Source organism: Chryseobacterium takakiae (assembly GCF_900129385.1).
In the GTDB taxonomy this organism is placed as follows: Bacteria; Bacteroidota; Bacteroidia; order Flavobacteriales; family Weeksellaceae; genus Chryseobacterium; species Chryseobacterium takakiae.
Window position 1 is genome coordinate 198,351 of sequence record NZ_FQVO01000002.1, and the last position, 21,945, is coordinate 220,295.

The window sequence follows — 21,945 nt, forward strand, 5'->3', positions numbered from 1 at the left end:
TATATTCAAAAGTCAGGGCGGAAAACTTTGTTTTCCGCCCTGACTGCTATTGAAATAATTATTATGAGGTTAAAATCCTGATCCCACCGCAAAGCCTCTCACGGAATTCGGGAAATCTGCAACTGAAGTTGCGGCACCTGTTGACGTATTGATGCTGTAAATTTTCGTCGCTGCTCCTACGGTTGCCAGCAGATACGCTTTCTGGCTCATGCTTCCGATATCGAAGCCATTCGAACTGCTAATATTGATTCCTAAAGAACCGGTCTCTACTAATGTTCCGTTATTAGGCGGATTCTGCTGATACAATTTATCTGTATTGTGATCAATAACGAATAGCGTTGTTGATGTTGCCCCGGCAAAATTATTGGTGTAGGCAGCAGCTCCGGCCATTGGAGTTCCCGGGTTGAGAATTCCGTCTACAGCAGTAATTCCTCCTGTAACAGGATCTAAACGAAGATTCTGTCCCGTATTGCTTATGACTCTGATTTTATCAACGGTTGGATTGAAATCAAATCCAAAATCCGTTCCTGCAAGTAATGTTGGAAAAGGAGAAGTTCCTATTGCTGTTGCGACTCCTGTTCCTAAATTAATGGTATAAAGTCTGCTGGAACTTCCTAAAGCATAAAGCTGTCCGTTCAGCGGTCTGAAATCAATCCCGAGAATATTCTCGCCGCTCTGAAGTCCTGAAATGGCTTTTGAAACAGGCATCGGACTGTTAGGATTAAAAATCTGGAGATTGTTAGAATTATCCACCGCATAAGCAACGGGTTCCGTAGGAATGGCAAGATCAATGATTGGCTGCTGAAGCATTCCTATATTCGTTGCCTTTCCATTATTAAGGTCAATTATATGGAGGTTGTTGTTTAAAGCTAATAAAGCTGCGCTGTTGTCATATTTAATATCAAAGGCAGCCTGTCCTGAAAAGGAGGTACCCAAACTTCCTATTTCCACTAATGCTCCATTATTGGGAGGATCTTGTTTAAATAATTTTCCGGAAGCTGCGTCAATATCGTAAAGAACGGTAGTTGAAGCTCCGGATTTGCTGTTGGTATAGGCAATTCCGGTAATTGATGGAGTTCCGCCTCCGTTGATATTCTGGTCGGTTGCTGCTACAGCGCCTGTTTCAGGATGAAGCCTTAAATTTTGACCTGTATTGCTTACTAAACGGATCCTGTCTACCGTTGGATTAAAATCTATTGAAGCAATACTTCCTGAGACTGCAGGTGAAAAAGCTGTTGTACCCACCATTCTTGCAGACGCACTGGATGTGTTGATGATGTACAGCTTGCTTGCATTCGACAAGGCATAAAGCTCTCCCGTTGCTGGCCTGAAATCTATACTCATCAGCTTTTCACCGGAAACTACTCCTGTAACGGATACTTTGGAGGAGAAATTTTTAGGATTATTGGCGTTAAAAGATACCAGCTCGTTGTTTGAGGTAATTCCGTATACCATCAGATCCGGTCCCTGAGCGGTCATGTCCATGGGCATCATATCTTCCGAGTCATCACACGAAAACAGGATGATAAAGCTGAATACCGCAGTAAGTAAATGTAATAGTTTTCTCATAATATTAATATTTTAAGTTCGTATTTTCATCTACGATAAAATGTGAATGATGGTTTTTATTATGTTAAGTTTTTTTTAGATCGGGATTTATATGATTAAGAATTAAACAGATAGTTTATAATTTGGTGAAAAGCTTCACAAGGATTTTTTCAATTAAGAAATTTGTGTAAATTTGCAATCTCAATACATTGAAATATAAGGTTTGTACTTCATTGGATTTGAATATTGAAACTTTTTTCAAGAAAAAGGTTTTGGTATTTAAAAATTCATTATATTTGCACACCGAAAATTTGAAAAACAATAAATAAATAATTTTAAATCATGGCAAAGGAAACGTTTAATCGTAACAAACCACACTTGAACATTGGTACTATTGGTCACGTTGACCATGGTAAAACTACTCTTACAGCTGCTATTTCTGCTGTATTAGCTAGCAAAGGTCTTGCTGAGAAAAAAGACTTCTCTGCAATTGACTCTGCTCCAGAAGAAAAAGAAAGAGGTATTACTATCAATACAGCTCACATCGAATACGAAACTGAGAAAAGACACTATGCTCACGTTGACTGTCCAGGTCACGCGGATTATGTAAAGAACATGGTAACAGGTGCTGCTCAGATGGACGGAGCTATCGTGGTATGTGCTGCGACTGACGGACCAATGCCTCAAACAAGAGAACACATTCTACTTTGCCGTCAGGTAAACGTACCAAGAATCGTTGTTTTCATGAATAAAGTTGACATGGTGGATGATGCTGAGTTATTAGAGCTTGTTGAAATGGAGCTTAGAGACTTATTATCTACTTATGAATTTGATGGTGATAACTCTCCTGTAATCCAAGGTTCTGCTCTTGGTGCACTTACTGCTGCTACTGAAGGTAACTCTGATGATAAGTGGTTTAAGTCTGTTGAGCAATTAATGGATGCTGTTGATGAGTGGATCGAAGAGCCAATCAGAGATACTGATAAGCCATTCTTGATGCCAATCGAAGATGTATTCTCTATTACTGGTAGAGGTACTGTAGCAACTGGTAGAATCGAAGCTGGTATCATCAACACTGGTGATCCTGTAGATATCGTAGGGATGGGTGATGAAAAATTAACTTCTACAATTACAGGGGTTGAGATGTTCAGAAAAATCCTAGACAGAGGTGAAGCTGGTGATAACGTAGGTCTATTGTTGAGAGGTATTGAAAAAACTGACATCAAGAGAGGTATGGTAATCGCTAAGAAAGATTCTGTGAAGCCTCACAAAAAATTCAAAGCATCTGTTTATATCCTTTCTAAAGAAGAAGGTGGACGTCACACTCCATTCCACAACAAATACCGTCCTCAGTTCTATGTAAGAACTACTGACGTTACAGGTGAAATCTTCTTACCTGAAGGTGTAGAAATGGTAATGCCTGGTGATAACTTAGAGATCACTGTAGAATTGTTACAGCCAATCGCTCTTAACGAGGGTCTTAGATTCGCGATCAGAGAAGGAGGTAGAACAGTTGGTTCAGGTCAGGTTACTGAAATCTTAGACTAATCATCTATTACAATATAAAGGCTTCCGTAAGGAATTTCTTCACGGAAGCTTTTTTTAACTACGGGCATCGTCCAATGGTAGGATACCGGTCTCCAAAACCGTTGATCAGGGTTCGAATCCTTGTGCCCGTGCAAATAACAATTATGAGTTCATTAATCAATTTTTTAAAAGGTTCTTATAACGAATTCAGACATAAAGTTGAATGGCCAAAATGGTCTGACCTGCAGTCTTCTACAATTGTAGTGACTGTAGCGACAGTAATCTTGGCTCTGTTTACATTTGGTGTTGACGAGTTGTTTTCTAAAGCAATCAGCAACATAATAGGAATGCTTATCAACTTGTTCAATTAATAATAAAAGTATTTTCCCATAATGAGCGAATTGAAATGGTATGTGCTGAAAGCAATCAGCGGACAGGAAAATAAAGTGAAAAACTACATTGAGACAGAAATCAAACGTTTAGGGTTTGAGCAGTACGTTACTCAGGTAGTTATTCCTATGGAAAAGGTTATTCAGATCAGGAACGGTAAAAAAGTTCCTAAAGAAAGACCTTACTATCCTGGATACCTGATGATTGAAGCTGATTTGATGGGTGAAATACCTCACGTTATTAAAAATATTCCTGGTGTTATTTCTTTCTTAAGCTTAACAAAAGGCGGCGACCCTGTTCCGATGAGAAAGTCTGAAGTAAACAGAATGCTGGGAAGAATGGATGAGCTTTCTGAATTTGCAAGCGATGTTGAAATTCCATATGTAGTGGGTGAAAACGTTAAAGTTATTGACGGACCATTCAACGGATTCAACGGAACTGTAGAGAAAATTCTTGAAGATAAAAAGAAAATTGAAGTTTCGGTTTTGATCTTTGGTAGAAAAACCCCGATGGAACTCAGCTACGTTCAGGTAGAAAAAGTATAAAACATAAAAGCACTTTATCAAGTGCTTTTTTTATTTATATAATCAGCTCATTATTAAATTCGGTGGGTGTCTTCCCTACATACTTCTTAAATGTTCTGTTAAAATAGGAGATATTATTATAGCCGGTATTGTAACAACATTCTGAAATGCTTTTTCCCTGCAGGATCATAGTACAGGCTTTATCGATTCTGTATCGATTCAAAAATTCTGTGAAAGTCATTTTTGTAGTCTTTTTAAAGAAGTTACAGAATGATGGTAATGTGAGATTGGTAAGATTTGCAACTTCAACAATATCAATATCTTTATCATAATTCTTTTCTACGTAAGTGAAAATTGTCTGTAATCTCTCCTTATTTTTTGTTATAATAGTGTGCGGCATAGCTTCTTTATTGAGAAGCTGATGGTTTTTATCAACGGAAAGCTCTGCAAGTATTCTCAACAATTGAAAGTATTTTTTTTCATCTTTCATTTCCAGAATTTCATAAAGCATCGGAAGCAGCCTGTTTTTTGTTTCACTACTGAACATAATACCGAATTTTGACAATGCTATCATTTTCCTGATATCATTCAACTCTTTTACTTTTACAGGAAATTGTATAATTTCTTCAGAAAATTGTATCACAATTTCTTCATGGGGATCAATGGAATTAAATCCAAAACCGGAATGAGGAACGTTGGAACCAATCAAAACAAGATCGCCATCCCTGAAATTGCTTTTATGATATCCTACATGGCGGCTGCCGTTGCCAGACACCACGCATACTAATTCAATTTCGGGATGGTAATGATATTCCCATCTCAGCATACTTACCGGTAAATTGATGTATAATGTTCTAAATGAACAATCCGGGTCATTATTAATATTCTCGTAACTAACTTTCATTAGATTATGTTAAAAAACTATCAAATATATAATTTTATATTAATATAGTGTCATAAATGATTTAAAGAGTTAAATGTCTACAAGTGATCTCCTGATAATTTTGTATCGATGAATAAGTTAAATATAAAAACGGTCCTGTTTCTGAATTATTTTTTGTTTGCCATACTGCTTAATTCTGTTGGTACAGTTATTTTGCAGATGCAGCAGAATTTTGGTATTTCTAAGTCCAGTGCCAGCGTATTGGAAGGTTTTAAAGACTTGCCCATTGCAATCTGTTCATTTTTGCTGGCGTCATTTCTGCCAAAAATCGGTCTGAAAAGATCAATGATGATAGCATTGGCATTAGTTACGGCCATGTGTTTTATAATGCCTTTTTCTAATGCCTTTTGGTTTTTTAAATTGTTGTTCTGTGTCGTAGGGATTTCATTTGCCCTGATAAAAATTTCAGTTTTTACAACCATTGGCCTTATTTCTAAAGACGGAAAAGAACATTCCAGCATTATGGGATATCTGGAAGGTTTCTTTATGATTGGAGTTCTGGTGGGAAATCTTTTATTCAGCCTTTTTATTGATGATGCAAATCCCCGGTCTAAAAGCTGGCTGAACACCTATTGGCTTTTAGGAACTATTTCATTAATCTCTTTTATATTCACGTTGTTCTTAAAGTTTAATGAGGATGATGCTAAAAGTAATACCTCTGATTTGAAAGAAGATATTAAAAACAGTATAGGATTATTTAATCTTCGTAGTGTTCTGTATTTTCTTGTGTGTGCTTTTCTTTTTGTGCTTGTGGAACAGAGCTTCCAGACATGGACCCCGACTTTCTACAGGGAAATCCTCAAACTTCCCACCTCTATGGCAGTTCAGGCAGGTGCTGTCTTGGCAGGTGCCTTTGCACTGGGCAGATTTCTTTCAGGTTTTTTTTCAAGGAAATTCAGATGGATCTATGTAGTGTCTTTTTGTATTGTAGGGTTTGCATTAAGTATCATTTTGATCTTGCCGCTTACAAAAGATGTAAGTTTTGATGAGAATGTAAGTTGGTTCAACGCACCATTGGCAGTATACATTTTTCCTTTGATGGGCATATTCCTCGCACCCATATATCCGAGTATCAATTCTGTGATTTTAGCATCGGTACCGAAATATCTTCAAAGCGCCATGTCAGGACTCATAGTTGTTTTTTCAGCAATCGGCGGTACATTGGGTTCTATGATCACCGGAGTCGTTTTTCAGAAATTCGGGGGAAGTCATGCTTTTTATCTGTCATTTATTCCATTGATGCTGTTGTTATTTTTTGTAATCATGATGAACAGGCAAACCAAAACCGCTAAAAAATCAAAATGAAGAATTATTTAGACCTAAAAGATATTTATACATTATTTGAAACAGTACAGAAGTCGGAAATTTTTGAAGATCAGAAAATGATGGCAGATCTGGTTCCAAAATACAATATCAGCGAAATCATAAAAATGTATGAAAAGAAAAAAAATTCGCCGGATTTTGTTCTTAAAGATTTTATCCTGCAGAATTTTATCGTTTTAGAATCCGTAAAAGATGAGATGAAATTCTCCAAAAAAGCACTTGCAATAGATGAACATATAGAAAAGCTCTGGGATGAACTTACCAAAGTTGCTTCTGAAAACAAAGGAACTTTACTGATGCTTCCGAAGCCATATATTGTTCCGGGAGGGAGATTCAATGAGTTTTTTTACTGGGACAGCTATTTTATTATGCTTGGTCTGCAATGCTCGGGACGCTTGGAGATGATGAAAAATATAGTAGAAAACTGTTCATACCTCATAGAAAACTTCGGATTTGTTCCCAATGCCAGCAGAAGCTATTTCCTAAGCCGTTCTCAGCCACCGTATTTTTCCATGATGCTGGATCTGATGTACGAAATGACAAATGATAAAAATATCTATATAAAGTATTTCAAAACTATGCAAAAAGAATATGATTTCTGGATGGATGGCTTGGAAGAAACAGATAATGGCTGTGCGGTAAAAAGAGTAGTGAAAACAAAATCCGGAGATATTCTGAACAGATATTATGACAATGAAAATAAACCGCGTCCGGAAAGCTATATCATAGACGTAAAAGATGCTGAAATATCAGGAAATCCAGAGTTTTTTCGCAATATCAGAGCAGCATGTGAATCCGGCTGGGACTTTTCCAGCAGGTGGTTTAAAGATGGTGAAACCATACAAAATATTCATACGCTGGATCTGGTTCAGGTAGATCTTAACTGCCTTCTCTGGCATCTTGAGGCTACATTATCCAAAACAGCAAAACTAAAAGGTGATCGGGAACTTGAAAAAATGTATGAAGAGTATGCCGTGAAAAGGAAATTCAATATTCAAAAATATTTCTGGGACCATGAAAAAGGTATTTATAAAGATTTTGATCTCCAAGATAATAAGGTTACATCTTCAGAACATATTGCAACCTTGTATCCATTGTTTTTTGGACTTTCTACCAGACATCAGGCGGAATATGTCGCTGAAAATCTTGTAAATAAATTTTTAAAACCAGGCGGGTTGGTTACTACAACAAAGGAATCCGGGCAACAATGGGATTTCCCGAATGCATGGGCTCCCTATCAGTGGATTGGGTTTATAGCTATGAAGAATTACAATTTCAATGATATAGCATCAAAGATAAAATACAACTGGTGCAGCAACGTAGAACGTGTTTATGAAAATACGGGGAAATTAATGGAAAAATATAATGCTATGGATGTCCACAGTATCGCAGGGGGTGGAGAATATCCGAATCAGGACGGATTCGGATGGACCAATGGAGTCTACAGTAAGCTGAAAAGAAGTAAATAATAAACTTTAATAATCAATATATGAAAAAAAGAACTATTTATTTAGCAGTAGGTGTTGCAACACTTTACTTTCAAAATCTTTACGGACAGGAAACTGTGAAAGACAGTGTGAAATCAAGTGACATAGAACAGGTCGTTATTACGGGAAACTCCAAACCGAAAGCCAAATTGGAATCATCCACAGCAATCTCCACATTTACGGCGAAAGAAATACAAAAGCAAAATCCAATCAGTGCGGCAGCATTGTTACAAAGAGTCCCCGGATTTGCGGTAGAAACTTCAGGTGGTGAGGTTGGCAATAATCTTTTTTCAAGAGGGATTCCTTCGGCAGGTGCATATGAATTTGTACAGGTTCAGGAAGACGGACTGCCTGTTTTCGAAGATGGCGCGTTACAGTTTGCCAATGCAGATAATTTTTTTCGCGTTGATAATACCACTGGAAGGCTGGAAGCACTAAGAGGGGGGTCAGGTTCTATTTTTGCCACCAATTCTCCAGGAGGATTAATTAACTTTATTTCTAAAGAAGGAACAAACAATTTTAAAGGTATTGCAAAGCTGGAAACCAGTACTTATGGACTTATGCGAACCGATTTTAACCTCGGCGGTGCTCTCATTCAGGATAAGTTATTTTTCAATGTAGGAGGTTTTTACAGAACAGATGACGGGCTGAGAAATACAGGATTTAAGGCCAATAATGGAGGACAGTTCCGCATGAACCTGAAATATATTTTTGATAAAGGTTATGCTAAAATTTATTATAAAAAGCTGGATGACAGAAATACATTCTTCCTGCCAATTCCGCTTAACAGAAATGGAAATGATATTACTGAATTTGCCGGCTTTGATGCCAATTATGGAACGTACAGCTATAATTCGATCAGTCAGCTGAATATTCCTCAGCCGGGAGGCGGTTACTTTAAAAGAAATCTTCAGGACGGTATTCATCCTAAAGTAGATGCAATTGGAGCGGAATTAAAGTATGATCTCGGCGGTAATTTTTCAGTACTCAACAAGATAAGGTATACCAATATTGATATGAACTACACCGGAATTTTCCCGGCCGGAACACCGAAAACAGCTGCCGAATTTGCATTAGGAAAAGGCATAACAGGAGGTAACTATCAGTACTCACTCGTAGAAAACGGTCAGTCGGTTAATCCGCAATATGTTCAGCAACTTGGCTTCTGGGCTATAGATAAGCAAATGGATAATTTTGTCAATGACCTTCAGTTCAGCTATAAATTAGACAAAGGAACTTTGACAGCAGGCTTTTATAAATCTAACTGGAAGTCTAATCAATATTGGAACTGGAGTAATATCCTTACAACCGCTACTGATAAGCCGCAATTATTGAATTTGGTTGATACTTCATTGAATCCTAATGATATTGGATATTCTAAAACTTATAACGGAGTCACTCAAATGTCTTTTCTCTTAAGAGATACACAAACACAGGGAAGTCTGAATGATCTTTATGCTAATCTGGATTATAATATTACCGATAACCTTAATATCAATGTGGGTGCACGATACAGCCGTGATTATTACAATGGTTATTATGTAAATACAACTTCCGCTAATCTTAATAATTCAGGTTTAACAACAGACGGTGTGCATGGTTTCGCAACAACAACTGCGGATGATAACATGAGCGTTCTGGGAAATCAATACAATTATTGGAAATATGACATTGACAAATTATCATATACCTTAGCAGCAAACTATAAGATCAATTCTAATAATGCAGTATACGGAAGATTTTCTCATGGATTCAGATCGCCAAATGAAGAAGCTTATTACAATTACTTTTCAAACCCCAATCCGGATCAGCCTTTAAAACCAGTGACAACCAATCAGATTGAAGCCGGGTATAAATATTATACGGGCAGATTTGCAATAGGTGTCATCCCATTTTATTCAACGCTTAAAAATCTTTCGTTTACAGATGTTTTTTCAGACGGAAGTTCGGAAAATACTTTTGCCGATACCAGAAATTATGGTGTGGAAATAGAAGGTTCTGCCCAGTTGGTTAATAATTTAATTGATATCACATTCAATGGGACTATTCAGAATCCGAAATATACAGGATTGGGAGGAAGCAGTGTACTGGAAGGTAATGTTGTAAGAAGAATGCCCAGAGTATATTTCAATATTTCTCCGGCAGTTAACATTACAAAATCATGGAGAACCTATATAAGCTATAATTATTACGGGAAACGTTTTCAGGACCAGACGAATGAAGATACATTGCCTGCATTTGGTGAAGTGGGAGCGGGAATGTCTTATCAGTTGGGCAAAGTTCGTTTTGCTGTTGACGGGACCAATATCTTTAATGTTATAGGAATTACCGAAGGAGATCCAAGATCGCCATCTGTACAGCAGTCAGGCAGCACGGTTATTATGGCAAGACCGATTATGGGCGCAGCAGCAAGAGCTTCAATCACATTAGATTTCTAATATAAATATTTTTGTAAAATCGGATCCATTCAAATTATTGAATGGATTTTTTTATAAATCATGTAAAATGATGATATTCTGTTTGCTATTTAAAAAATATTTTATAATTTTGCAGTCCGAAAAGTAGGATTATCTAATGTGAGAATGGATAACCTGCTGAATAATAAATGCTTCCAAACTCATTAATTATTCAAATTTAAAAAACAAACAATGGCTAAAAAAGTCTTTAAAATGGTAAAGCTTCAGGTGAAAGGTGGCGCAGCTAACCCTTCTCCACCAGTAGGTCCAGCTTTGGGTTCTGCAGGTGTGAACATCATGGAGTTTTGTAAGCAATTTAACGGAAGAACTCAAGATAAGCCGGGACAAGTTTTACCTGTAGTAATTACAGTATACGAAGACAAATCTTTTGAATTCGTAATCAAAACTCCTCCTGCAGCAATCCAGTTGATGGATGCGGCTAAAATCAAAGGGGGTTCCGGAGAACCAAACAGAAACAAAGTGGGTTCTGTATCTTGGGATCAAGTGAAGAAAATCGCTGAAGATAAAATGACTGACCTTAACTGCTTTACAATGGATTCTGCAGTTTCTATGGTTGCAGGTACTGCTAGATCTATGGGATTAAGAGTAACAGGAACTAAACCAACTTTTAACGCTTAATACTTAAAGAAATGGCAAAATTAACTAAAAAGCAAAAGGAAGCTTTAAGCAAAGTAGAAAAAGGAAGAATCTATAACCTTGAAGAAGGTGCAGCGCTTGTAAAAGAAGTAAACACTGCAAAGTTTGATGCTTCTGTAGATATCGCTGTAAGATTAGGGGTAGATCCAAGAAAAGCAAACCAAATGGTGAGAGGTGTTGTATCTCTTCCTCATGGTACTGGTAAAGATGTTAAAGTATTGGCTTTAGTAACTCCGGATAAAGAAGCAGAAGCTAAAGAAGCTGGTGCTGACTATGTAGGTCTTGATGAGTACTTGCAAAAAATCAAAGAAGGCTGGACAGATGTTGACGTTATCGTTACAATGCCGGCTGTAATGGGTAAATTAGGACCATTAGGTAGAGTATTAGGACCAAGAGGTCTTATGCCAAACCCTAAATCAGGTACTGTAACAATGGAAATTGGTAAAGCGGTAACTGAAGTAAAAGCTGGTAAAATTGACTTTAAAGTAGACAAATACGGAATTATCCACGCTGGTATTGGTAAAGTATCTTTTGATGCTGCCAAAATCAAGGAAAATGCTCAGGAATTGATCTCTACTTTGATCAAAATGAAGCCAACTGCTGCTAAAGGTACTTATGTGAAGTCTATCTATTTATCTTCTACAATGAGTCCTGGTATTGCAATCGATACTAAAGCTATTAACTAATACTAAATCCTAAGACAATGACAAAAGACCAAAAAGTTGTAGCGATACAAGAGATCAAAGATTTGCTTCAGGATGCTAAAGTAGTATATGTAGCTGATCTGGACGGGTTGAACGCCGCTAGATCTTCTGAATTCAGAAGACAGGCTTTCAAGCAAAATATCAAAGTGAAAGTAGTGAAAAACACACTTTTGCAAAAAGCAATGGAGCAGATTGATGGAGTGAATTTCTCTGAAATGTTCGAAACTTTCAAAGGGAACTCTGCATTAATGATTGCTGAAACAGCTAACGCTCCTGCAAAATTAATCAAAGACTTCAGAAAGAAAGAAGAAAAACCTGCATTGAAATCAGCTTTCGTACAGGAAACTTTCTACCTTGGTGACAATAACCTTGATACTTTGGTAAGCATCAAGTCTAGAGAAGAAATGATCGGTGAAATCATCGGATTACTTCAGTCTCCAATCCAGAGAGTTGTTTCTGCTCTTCAAAACAAACCTGAGACCGTAGAAGCTAAAGCTGAAGAAGCTGCACCTGCAGCAGAAGAAGCTCCTGCTACTGAAACTCCGGAAACTCCAGCTGCAGAAGGAGAAGCTCCAGCTGCTGAATAATTACACTCAAAAAATTAAATAAATAATCAACAAAAACATTACAACAATGTCAGATTTAAAAAATTTAGCTGAAACGCTAGTAAACTTAACAGTAAAAGACGTAAACGAATTAGCTGCTATCCTTAAGGATGAGTACGGAATTGAGCCAGCTGCTGCTGCAGTTGTAGTTGCAGGTGGAGGTGCTGCTGAAGCTGCTGAAGAAAAAACTGAATTCGACGTAATTCTTAAGTCTGCAGGTGCTTCTAAATTAGCAATCGTTAAATTAGTAAAAGATTTAACTGGTGCTGGTCTTAAAGAAGCTAAAGATATCGTAGATGGTGCTCCTGCTCCAATCAAAACTGGTATCTCTAAAGACGAAGCTGAAGCTCTTAAGAAGCAATTAGAAGAAGCTGGTGCTGAAGTAGAATTGAAATAATAATTCAATTACCTATAAATACAAAGCCTGGACATTTGTCCGGGCTTTTTTTTGTTAAGGAGCTTGATCCCGCTTTCCACTGTATCTTTTTTGTTTCTCCAACACGCAGGCTGAGCCTGTCGAAGCCTACACCAAACCAAAAAGGATGTCGTTTCAGGGCTATGGTTGTAACATTGTAGTTTCAATAATCACGATAACGATAGTACAAATAACAATTTCAATTCAGAGCCATTTCCAGAATAAAATTCCCCTCTTCTGGAGGTGTCAAAAAATCAAATAATATTTGACGGGGTGGTAAAGAGATTCTTGTTAATGAATAAAGTTATTTAAACTAAGATCTATAAAAAAATTGTAAATGTGGATAACTTTTCGTACATTTGCAGTCTCTTTTGGCGCGAAAATTTTGTTTGTAAATCTATAAAATACTATAAATCAACTCTTTCATCAAAATGAAAGGGCTTTGTTGCATATAGATATTATGGCTTTCCGCTTCAAAAGTAAAAAAATATTTTGCATTACGCTGTGAAAAGATATACCAGTGTTGCAGTTAGGATCAGATCTTAAGAACAAAGAAAAAGAATAAAGACAATTTCTAATAGCGCCAACATTTGAAGTCTTTTATCTTTTCTCTATTCTCTTTTTCAGTTCCTGATATTTTTTAATGAATCAAAATATTTTTTAACCCTTTCTTAAAAGTTTTATGAGTAAAACAACAGCAACAACTAAGGGAACGCCGAGAATTAATTTCTCATCAGCAAAAGGAAAAATTATTACTCCTGACTTCCTGGATATCCAGATCGAGTCTTTTAAAGAATTTTTCCAGCTTGATACGCTTCCTGAAGACAGAACGAATGAAGGTCTTTACAAGACTTTTCAGGAAAACTTCCCGATTACGGATTCCAGAAACCAGTTTGTGTTGGAATTCTTGGATTATCTGGTAGATTCTCCGCGTTATTCAATCGATGAGTGTGTGGAAAGAGGATTAACTTATTCAGTTCCTCTTAAAGCAAGGCTTAAATTGTATTGTACAGACCCTGAACACGAAGATTTCCAAACGGTGGTTCAGGATGTATACTTAGGGCCGGTTCCTTACATGACACCTAGTGGATCTTTCATCATCAATGGTGCTGAAAGAGTTATCGTTACGCAGTTGCACCGTTCACCTGGTGTATTCTTCGGACAGACGTACCACGCAAACGGAACCAAATTGTACTATTCAAGGATTATCCCTTTCAAAGGATCTTGGATGGAATTTACAACCGATATCAACAGCGTAATGTACGCGTATATCGACCGTAAGAAAAAGTTACCATTAACAACTTTATTAAGAGCAATCGGTTATGAATCTGATAAGGATATCCTTCAGATCTTCGACCTTGCTGAAGAAGTGAAAGTTTCTAAAGCTGCCCTTAAAAAAGTGGAAGGAAGAACATTAGCTGCGAGAGTTTTGAACACATGGTTTGAAGATTTCGTAGATGAAGATACAGGTGAAGTAGTTTCTATTGAAAGAAACGAAATCATCTTGGATAGAGAAACTATTCTTGAAAAAGAACATTTAGATCTTATTTTGGATGCTGGTGTGAAATCTATTTTAATTCACAAAGAAAACAGCAACGAATTCTCTATCATCCAGAATACATTACAGAAAGACCCTACTAACTCTGAAAAAGAGGCAGTAGAATATATTTACCGTCAGTTAAGAAACGCAGATCCGCCAGATGAGGAAACGGCAAGAGGAATTATTGAAAAATTATTCTTCTCTGAGCAAAGATATTCATTAGGTGAAGTTGGACGTTACAGACTGAATAAAAAGTTAGGATTAAATATCCCTACTACAACTGAGGTTCTTACAAAAGAAGATATCATTGCGATCGTTAGACACTTAATCGAATTGGTAAACTCTAAAGCTGAGGTTGATGATATCGACCACTTATCCAACAGAAGAATTAAAACGGTTGGTGAGCAGTTGGCAGGACAATTTGGCGTAGGTCTTTCAAGAATTGCAAGAACGATCAAGGAAAGAATGAACGTTAGAGATAACGAAATCTTTACGCCGCTTGATCTTGTTAATGCTAAAACGTTAACATCAGTAATTAACTCGTTCTTCGGTACCAACCAGCTTTCTCAGTTCATGGACCAGACCAACCCGCTTTCAGAAATCACGCACAAGCGCAGACTTTCTGCACTAGGGCCTGGAGGTTTATCAAGAGAAAGAGCAGGTTTCGAGGTTCGAGACGTTCACCATACGCACTACGGAAGAATTTGTCCGATTGAAACTCCGGAAGGACCAAACATCGGTTTGATTTCATCTTTAGGTATTTATGCTAAAATCAACAGACTTGGTTTCATCGAAACACCGTACAGAAAAGTAGCAGACAGCAAGATTGATCTTAATGCTGACCCTATCTACTTAAATGCTGAAGATGAAGAAGATAAAGTGATTGCTCAGGCAAACGTTGAACTGAGTGATAATGGTGACTTCTTAACAGATAGAATTATTGCAAGGCTGGATGGTGATTATCCTGTTGTTGAACCTTCTCAGGTTAATCTTATTGATGTGGCGCCAAACCAGATTTCAGGTATTTCAGCTTCATTAATTCCTTTCCTGGAGCATGATGATGCAAACCGTGCATTGATGGGATCAAACATGATGCGTCAGGCGGTTCCTTTATTGAAGCCACAGGCTCCGGTAGTAGGTACAGGGCTTGAGCAGCAGGTTGCAAGAGATTCAAGAATTTTGATTAACGCTGAAGGTACAGGTACAGTAGAGTACGTTGATGCTGACAGAATCGTTATTAAATATGAAAGAAGCGAAGACGAAGATTTAGTACAATTCGAGTCTGCTACTAAAACATATAACCTTACTAAGTTCAGAAAAACCAACCAGAGTACAACCATTACCCTAAGACCAAACGTAAGAGTAGGTGACGTAGTGGAAAAAGGACAGGTGCTTTGCGATGGTTATGCTACCGAAAAAGGAGAATTGGCTCTTGGTAGAAACTTAGTGGTTGCGTTCATGCCTTGGAAAGGTTACAACTTCGAGGATGCGATCGTGATCAACGAAAAAGTGGTTCGTGAAGACTGGTTTACTTCAATTCACGTAGATGAATATTCTCTGGAAGTTCGTGATACCAAATTAGGTATGGAAGAGCTTACAGCAGATATTCCGAACGTTTCTGAAGAAGCTACCAAAGATCTTGATGAGAATGGTATGATCAGAATCGGTGCTGAAGTGAAGCCTGGAGATATCATGATTGGTAAAATTACTCCAAAAGGTGAATCTGACCCGACTCCTGAAGAAAAACTTCTTAGAGCGATCTTCGGTGACAAAGCCGGTGATGTGAAAGATGCTTCATTGAAGGCAGATTCTTCATTAAGAGGTGTTGTGATCGACAAGAAATTGTTCTCAAGAAACATCAAAGATAAAAAGAAGAGAACTGAAGAAAAACTTAAGCTTGAAGAAATTGAAAACACTTACAAGGCTAAGTTTGATGATTTGAGAAATACTTTAATTGAAAAATTAAACACACTCGTAAGCGGTAAAACTTCTCAGGGCGTGAAAAATGACCTTGATGAAGAAATCATCGGTAAAGGAGTGAAGTTCACTCACAAATTATTGACTTCAGTTGAAGACTATGTAAACGTTAGCGGTTCAGACTGGACTGTGGACAACGATAAAAATGAATTAATCAAACAATTAATTCACAATTATAAAATTAAATACAACGATATCCAAGGGGTTAAGAACCGTGAGAAATTCGCAATCTCAATCGGAGACGAACTTCCTGCAGGGATCATGAAGTTGGCTAAAGTTTACATCGCTAAGAAACGTAAACTGAATGTAGGGGATAAAATGGCGGGTCGTCACGGTAACAAAGGTATTGTTTCGAGAATCGTTCGTGAAGAAGATATGCCATTCCTTGAAGACGGAACACCGGTAGATATCGTATTGAATCCGCTTGGGGTACCTTCGCGTATGAACATCGGACAGATCTATGAAACCGTTCTTGGATGGGCTGGACAGAAATTAGGATTGAAGTTCGCTACACCGATCTTCGACGGAGCAAGTCTTGATCAGATTACTGAATACACTGAAAAAGCGGGTCTTCCTAAATTCGGTCACACGTATCTTTATGATGGTGGTACCGGAGAAAGATTTACTCAGGCGGCGACAGTAGGGGTAATCTACATGTTGAAATTAGGACACATGGTGGATGATAAGATGCACGCACGTTCTATTGGTCCATACTCATTGATTACTCAGCAGCCGTTAGGAGGTAAAGCTCAGTTCGGAGGTCAGAGATTCGGGGAGATGGAGGTTTGGGCTCTTGAAGCATTCGGAGCATCCAATATCCTGAGAGAGATCCTTACCGTGAAGTCGGATGACGTAATTGGTAGAGCGAAAACTTATGAAGCGATTGCAAAAGGTGAATCCATGCCTGAACCAGGTATTCCGGAATCATTCAATGTACTACTTCACGAGCTACAAGGTCTTGGATTAGACGTAAGACTAGAGGAATAATTTTAAATTTTAAATTATAAATGCTGAATGGAAACATTCGGAAATTAATCTAAAATCTAAAATCTAAAATTTAAAATCTAACAAATGTCAAATAAAAATAAATCAAGTAGATTTAATAAAATAACCATCGGTTTAGCTTCTCCGGAATCGATTCTTCAGGAATCGAGAGGGGAGGTTCTTAAGCCGGAAACTATTAACTACAGAACACATAAACCTGAAAGAGACGGGTTGTTCTGTGAAAAAATCTTCGGTCCTGTAAAGGATTACGAATGTGCTTGTGGTAAATACAAGAGAATTCGTTACAAAGGGATCGTTTGTGACCGTTGTGGAGTTGAAGTTACGGAGAAAAAAGTACGTAGAGAGAGAATCGGGCATATCAACCTTGTTGTGCCAATTGCTCACATCTGGTATTTCCGTTCTTTACCAAACAAAATCGGTTACCTTTTAGGAATTCCTTCCAAGAAATTGGATATGATCATCTACTACGAAAGATATGTAGTGATCCAGCAAGGTATTGCTAAAAAATTAGACGGTTCTGATTTCGAAAATATGGAATTCTTGACAGAAGAAGAGTACCTTGATATCATGGAAACGCTTCCGATTGAGAACCAGTATCTTGATGATTCTGATCCAAACAAATTCATCGCCAAAATGGGTGCTGAAGCGGTTGAGGAATTATTAAAAAGAATCGATCTTGATGCATTGTCTTTCGATTTAAGACATAAAGCGCACAATGAAGGTTCCAAACAAAGAAGAACTGAGGCTTTAAAAAGATTGAACGTTGTAGAAGCATTGAGAGGGGCCAATACAAGAATGATCAACAAGCCTGAGTGGATGATCATGCGTGTGCTTCCAGTTATCCCTCCGGAACTAAGACCATTGGTTCCGTTGGATGGTGGACGTTTCGCAACTTCCGATTTAAATGACCTTTACAGAAGAGTAATCATCAGAAACAACCGTTTGAAGAGATTATTGGAGATCAAAGCTCCTGAAGTAATCTTGAGAAACGAGAAGCGTATGCTTCAGGAATCTGTAGATTCACTATTTGATAACACAAGAAAATCTTCAGCAGTAAAATCTGAATCAAACAGACCATTGAAATCTCTTTCAGATTCATTGAAAGGGAAGCAAGGTCGTTTCCGTCAGAACCTATTAGGGAAAAGGGTAGATTACTCTGCGCGTTCGGTAATTGTTGTAGGTCCGAACTTACAGCTTCACGAGTGCGGTATTCCTAAAGATATGGCTGCTGAACTTTACAAACCGTTCATCATCAGAAAACTGATTGAAAGAGGAATTGTAAAAACCGTAAAATCTGCAAAGAGAATCATCGACAGAAAAGAACCTGTCGTATATGATATCCTTGAAAATGTGATGAAAGGTCACCCTGTTCTATTGAACAGAGCACCTACGCTTCACAGACTGGGTATTCAGGCTTTCCAGCCTAAGATGATCGAAGGTAAGGCAATTCAGCTTCACCCGTTGGTAACAACAGCATTCAACGCCGATTTCGACGGTGACCAGATGGCGGTACACTTACCGTTAGGTCCTGAGGCGATCCTGGAAGCTCAGTTATTGATGTTAGGTTCTCAAAACATCCTGAACCCTGCAAACGGTTCTCCAATCACCGTACCTTCTCAGGACATGGTTCTTGGTCTTTATTTCATGACTAAAGAATTAAGCTCTACGGAAGATATGAAAGTAAAAGGTGAAGGTCTTGCATTCTATTCTCCTGAAGAAGCGGAAATCGCTTATGCGGAAGGCAGAGTATCTTTAAATGCTAAAGTAAGATGTAGACTTCCTGTTAAAGAAAACGGAGAAATCGTTACAAGACTGATCGAAACTTCTGTGGGTAGAATTTTGTTCAATCAGATTGTACCTAAACAGGTTGGGTATATTAATGAGCTTTTAACGAAGAAATCATTAAGAAACGTTATCGGTAAGATCCTTGCTGATACAGATTTCCCTACAACTGTGAAGTTCCTGGATGCAATGAAAGACTTAGGATATTCAAATGCATTCAAAGGAGGTCTTTCTTTCTCATTAGGAGACATCGTAGTTCCTGTTGAGAAAAAGCAGATGATTGCACAATCAATTGAAGCTGTAGACGAAATTAGAGCCAATTATAATATGGGTCTTATTACCGACACAGAACGTTATAACCAGGTAATCGACGTTTGGACAAACACCAACGCGGGATTAACGGAGATGATCATGAGCAGAATGAAAACTGACAAAGGCGGTTTCAACTCAGTATACATGATGCTTGACTCTGGGGCAAGGGGTTCCAAGGAACAGATCCGTCAGTTATCAGGGATGAGAGGTTTGATGGCGAAACCGCAGAAAGCCGGTTCTACCGGAGCGGAGATCATCGAAAACCCAATCCTTGCGAACTTTAAGGAAGGACTCTCCATCCTGGAATACTTTATCTCTACCCACGGTGCTCGTAAGGGTCTTGCGGATACCGCTCTTAAGACGGCCGATGCTGGGTACTTAACGAGAAGATTGGTAGACGTTGCACAGGACGTTATCGTTACAGAAGACGACTGTGGAACTTTAAGAGGTACAGAAGTTACCGCGCTTAAGAAAAATGATGAGATTGTTGAAAGAATCTCTGAAAGAATCTTAGGTAGAGTATCTTTACATAATATTTATGATCCTGAAAGTGATGAATTAATCGCTGAAGCCGACCAGGTAATCTCTGAAGCATTAGCTAAGAGAATCGAGGAGGCAGGATTAGAAGCTGTTGAGGTTCGTTCACCATTAACTTGTGAAGCTAAGAAAGGGATCTGTGCGAAATGTTACGGTAGAAACTTGGCAACAGGTAAAATGATTCACATGGGTGAAGCGGTAGGTGTAATTGCAGCACAGTCTATTGGGGAACCGGGAACTCAGCTTACGTTGAGAACCTTCCACCAGGGGGGTACTGCAGGAAACGTTTCCGAAAACCCATCAATCGTTGCAAGAAGAGACGGTATTGTTGAAATGGATGAAGTAAGAACCATTACTTCTGAAGATGAAAATGGCAACACTGCTGAGGTTGTAGTTTCACGTTCAACGGAATTCAGATTGGTGGCCGATAATGAGTCCAGAACTCCGTTAATGGTTGCCAACGTACCTTACGGTTCGATATTATCAGTAAAACCTGGTGATAAAGTGAAGAAAGGTGATGTAATCTGTAGATGGGATCCGTACAACGCCGTTATAATTGCAGAAACTGCTGGTAAGGTAGAATATGAAGATATCATCCAGGGGGTTTCATTCCAGTTGGAAATTGACGAACAGACAGGATTCGAAGAGAAAGTAATCTCTGAATCAAGAAATAAGAAAGCCGTACCTACTTTGAAGGTGGTAGATTCTAAAGGTGTTGAGCAAAAAGCATACAACTTACCGGTAGGAGCCCACTTAATGGTAAATGATGGTGAAAAAATTAAGGCGGGTAAAGTCTTAATCAAAATCCCTAGAAAATCTGCAAAAGCAGGGGATATCACCGGAGGTCTTCCGAGAGTTACCGAATTATTCGAAGCAAGAAACCCTTCAAACCCAGCGGTGGTTACAGAAATCGACGGGGTAGTTTCTTATGGAAAAATCAAGAGAGGTAACCGAGAATTGATCGTTGAGGCTAAAACTGGGGAAAGAAAAATTTATTTGGTTAAATTATCCAACCAGATTTTGGTACAGGAGAATGACTTCGTAAGAGCTGGTTCACCACTTTCTGACGGATCTATCACTCCGGACGATATCTTAAGAATTAAAGGTCCAACTGCGGTTCAGGAATATTTAGTAAACGAAATTCAGGAGGTTTACCGTTTACAAGGGGTAAAAATTGATGATAAACACTTCGAAATCATCGTAAGACAGATGATGACAAAAGTATCAATCGTTGACGGAGGTGATACTCAGTTCCTTGAAGGCGCTCTTGAACACAAATACGACTTCTTGGAAGAAAACAACAGAGTATTCGGGCTGAAAGTAGTTGTTGACGCCGGAGATTCTAAAGTATTCAAACCGGGTCAGATGATTACTGCAAGAGAATTGAGAGACGAAAACTCTAAATTGAAGCGTGAAGACCAGGCTTTGGTTGAAGTAAGAGAAGCTTTACCGGCTACTGCTACACCAGTATTGCAGGGTATTACCAGAGCGGCTCTTCAGACGAAGTCATTCATGTCTGCAGCATCGTTCCAGGAAACAACTAAAGTTCTTAATGAAGCTGCGGTTGCTGGTAAGATTGATGATCTGAACGGTCTTAAAGAGAATGTAATTGTAGGACACAGAATTCCTGCAGGTACAGGTCTTAAAGAATATCAGAATGTAATCGTCGGTTCTAAGAAAGAATTCGAAGATCTTAACTAAAATTAATGATTCGGAAATTTGAGGTTTGGATTTATTTTTATATTTTCACAACCTCAAAATTTCGAATAAAAAAATATTTATAACAAATGGACAACAATCAAAATCCACAAGACGGAAACATCAACATCGAATTAAACGAAATGGTAGCAGCTGGTATCTATGCGAACTTAGCATTGGTAAACCACTCTCCATCTGAGTTTGTAGTAGATTTCATCCAATTAATGCCGGGTGTACAACAAGCGAAAGTAAGATCAAGAGTGATTCTTGCTCCACTTCACGCTAAAAGAGTACTTTCTGCTCTTCAACAGAATATTGCTAACTATGAGCAGCAATTCGGAGAAATCAAAGAAGTTGAACCTTTCGTATTAGGAGGAAACAACGTAAACGCTTAAGATTTACTCATAAACATATAGGGAGTGCTCCATTTAATGGAGCACTTTTTTTATGTTAATACGTGATTATTGTTAAATGGTATAAATCTTCTATTTGATGCATTTGTATTAATTAGGATA

15 protein-coding genes and 1 tRNA gene are annotated in these 21,945 nt (G+C 38.1%); 14 read left to right on the plus strand and 2 right to left on the minus strand.

Annotation, left to right across the window (positions count from 1 at the left end):
- Window positions 1-69: 69 nt before the first annotated feature.
- Window positions 70-1,569: a DUF4394 domain-containing protein gene (locus tag BUA76_RS03985; protein ID WP_072883527.1), complete on the minus strand. Its 1,500-nt coding sequence runs from the start codon at window positions 1,567-1,569 to the stop codon at window positions 70-72.
- Window positions 1,570-1,890: 321 nt separating this feature from the next.
- Between BUA76_RS03985 and tuf the strand changes: the two genes are divergently transcribed.
- The 4 genes from tuf (at window position 1,891) to nusG (ending at window position 4,010) form a co-directional block, all read left to right on the plus strand.
- The gene (gene tuf / locus BUA76_RS03995; protein WP_042721320.1) at window positions 1,891-3,096 is read left to right on the plus strand and encodes an elongation factor Tu; all 1,206 of its coding nucleotides are present in this window, start codon (window positions 1,891-1,893) and stop codon (window positions 3,094-3,096) included.
- 60 nt (window positions 3,097-3,156) lie between these two features.
- Window positions 3,157-3,227: transfer RNA gene (locus tag BUA76_RS04000), tRNA-Trp, on the plus strand.
- A gap of 12 nt (window positions 3,228-3,239) precedes the next feature.
- Window positions 3,240-3,446 (plus strand): preprotein translocase subunit SecE, encoded by a 207-nt coding sequence (secE, locus tag BUA76_RS04005; RefSeq protein ID WP_072883529.1) that lies wholly within the window; start codon window positions 3,240-3,242, stop codon window positions 3,444-3,446.
- A 21-nt stretch (window positions 3,447-3,467) separates the two neighbouring features.
- Window positions 3,468-4,010 carry a transcription termination/antitermination protein NusG gene (nusG, locus tag BUA76_RS04010; protein ID WP_072883530.1) on the plus strand — a complete coding sequence of 181 codons (543 nt, stop codon included), beginning with the start codon at window positions 3,468-3,470 and terminating at the stop codon, window positions 4,008-4,010.
- A 34-nt stretch (window positions 4,011-4,044) separates the two neighbouring features.
- Here nusG and BUA76_RS04015 read toward each other — a convergent pair whose 3' ends face one another.
- The gene (locus BUA76_RS04015) at window positions 4,045-4,893 is read right to left on the minus strand and encodes an AraC family transcriptional regulator (RefSeq protein WP_072883531.1); all 849 of its coding nucleotides are present in this window, start codon (window positions 4,891-4,893) and stop codon (window positions 4,045-4,047) included.
- Between the two features lie 108 nt (window positions 4,894-5,001).
- Between BUA76_RS04015 and BUA76_RS04020 the strand changes: the two genes are divergently transcribed.
- From BUA76_RS04020 to BUA76_RS04065, 10 genes are all read left to right on the plus strand, one after another.
- Window positions 5,002-6,237: an MFS transporter gene (locus tag BUA76_RS04020; protein WP_072883532.1), complete on the plus strand. Its 1,236-nt coding sequence runs from the start codon at window positions 5,002-5,004 to the stop codon at window positions 6,235-6,237.
- Window positions 6,234-7,724, plus strand: coding sequence for a trehalase family glycosidase (locus BUA76_RS04025; protein ID WP_072883533.1), 1,491 nt, complete (start codon window positions 6,234-6,236; stop codon window positions 7,722-7,724). The genes BUA76_RS04020 and BUA76_RS04025 overlap by 4 nt, the downstream gene beginning before the upstream one ends.
- A 20-nt stretch (window positions 7,725-7,744) precedes the next feature.
- Window positions 7,745-10,180 (plus strand): TonB-dependent receptor, encoded by a 2,436-nt coding sequence (locus BUA76_RS04030; RefSeq protein WP_072883534.1) that lies wholly within the window; start codon window positions 7,745-7,747, stop codon window positions 10,178-10,180.
- Window positions 10,181-10,390: 210 nt separating this feature from the next.
- Window positions 10,391-10,837: a 50S ribosomal protein L11 gene (rplK, locus tag BUA76_RS04035; RefSeq protein WP_034702033.1), complete on the plus strand. Its 447-nt coding sequence runs from the start codon at window positions 10,391-10,393 to the stop codon at window positions 10,835-10,837.
- Window positions 10,838-10,848: 11 nt separating this feature from the next.
- Window positions 10,849-11,541: a 50S ribosomal protein L1 gene (gene rplA, locus BUA76_RS04040; RefSeq protein ID WP_072883535.1), complete on the plus strand. Its 693-nt coding sequence runs from the start codon at window positions 10,849-10,851 to the stop codon at window positions 11,539-11,541.
- Between the two features lie 17 nt (window positions 11,542-11,558).
- Complete coding sequence (rplJ, locus tag BUA76_RS04045; protein WP_072883536.1) at window positions 11,559-12,146, plus strand: 50S ribosomal protein L10; 588 nt, start codon at window positions 11,559-11,561, stop codon at window positions 12,144-12,146.
- A 46-nt stretch (window positions 12,147-12,192) separates the two neighbouring features.
- Complete coding sequence (gene rplL, locus BUA76_RS04050) at window positions 12,193-12,561, plus strand: 50S ribosomal protein L7/L12 (protein WP_029295588.1); 369 nt, start codon at window positions 12,193-12,195, stop codon at window positions 12,559-12,561.
- 700 nt (window positions 12,562-13,261) lie between these two features.
- Entirely contained in the window at window positions 13,262-17,083 is a 3,822-nt protein-coding gene (rpoB, locus tag BUA76_RS04055; protein WP_072883537.1) for a DNA-directed RNA polymerase subunit beta, read from the plus strand.
- An 84-nt stretch (window positions 17,084-17,167) separates the two neighbouring features.
- Window positions 17,168-21,433 (plus strand): DNA-directed RNA polymerase subunit beta', encoded by a 4,266-nt coding sequence (gene rpoC / locus BUA76_RS04060; RefSeq protein ID WP_072883538.1) that lies wholly within the window; start codon window positions 17,168-17,170, stop codon window positions 21,431-21,433.
- Window positions 21,434-21,519: 86 nt separating this feature from the next.
- Window positions 21,520-21,825 (plus strand): DUF3467 domain-containing protein, encoded by a 306-nt coding sequence (locus tag BUA76_RS04065; protein ID WP_029295596.1) that lies wholly within the window; start codon window positions 21,520-21,522, stop codon window positions 21,823-21,825.
- Window positions 21,826-21,945 lie beyond the last annotated feature (120 nt).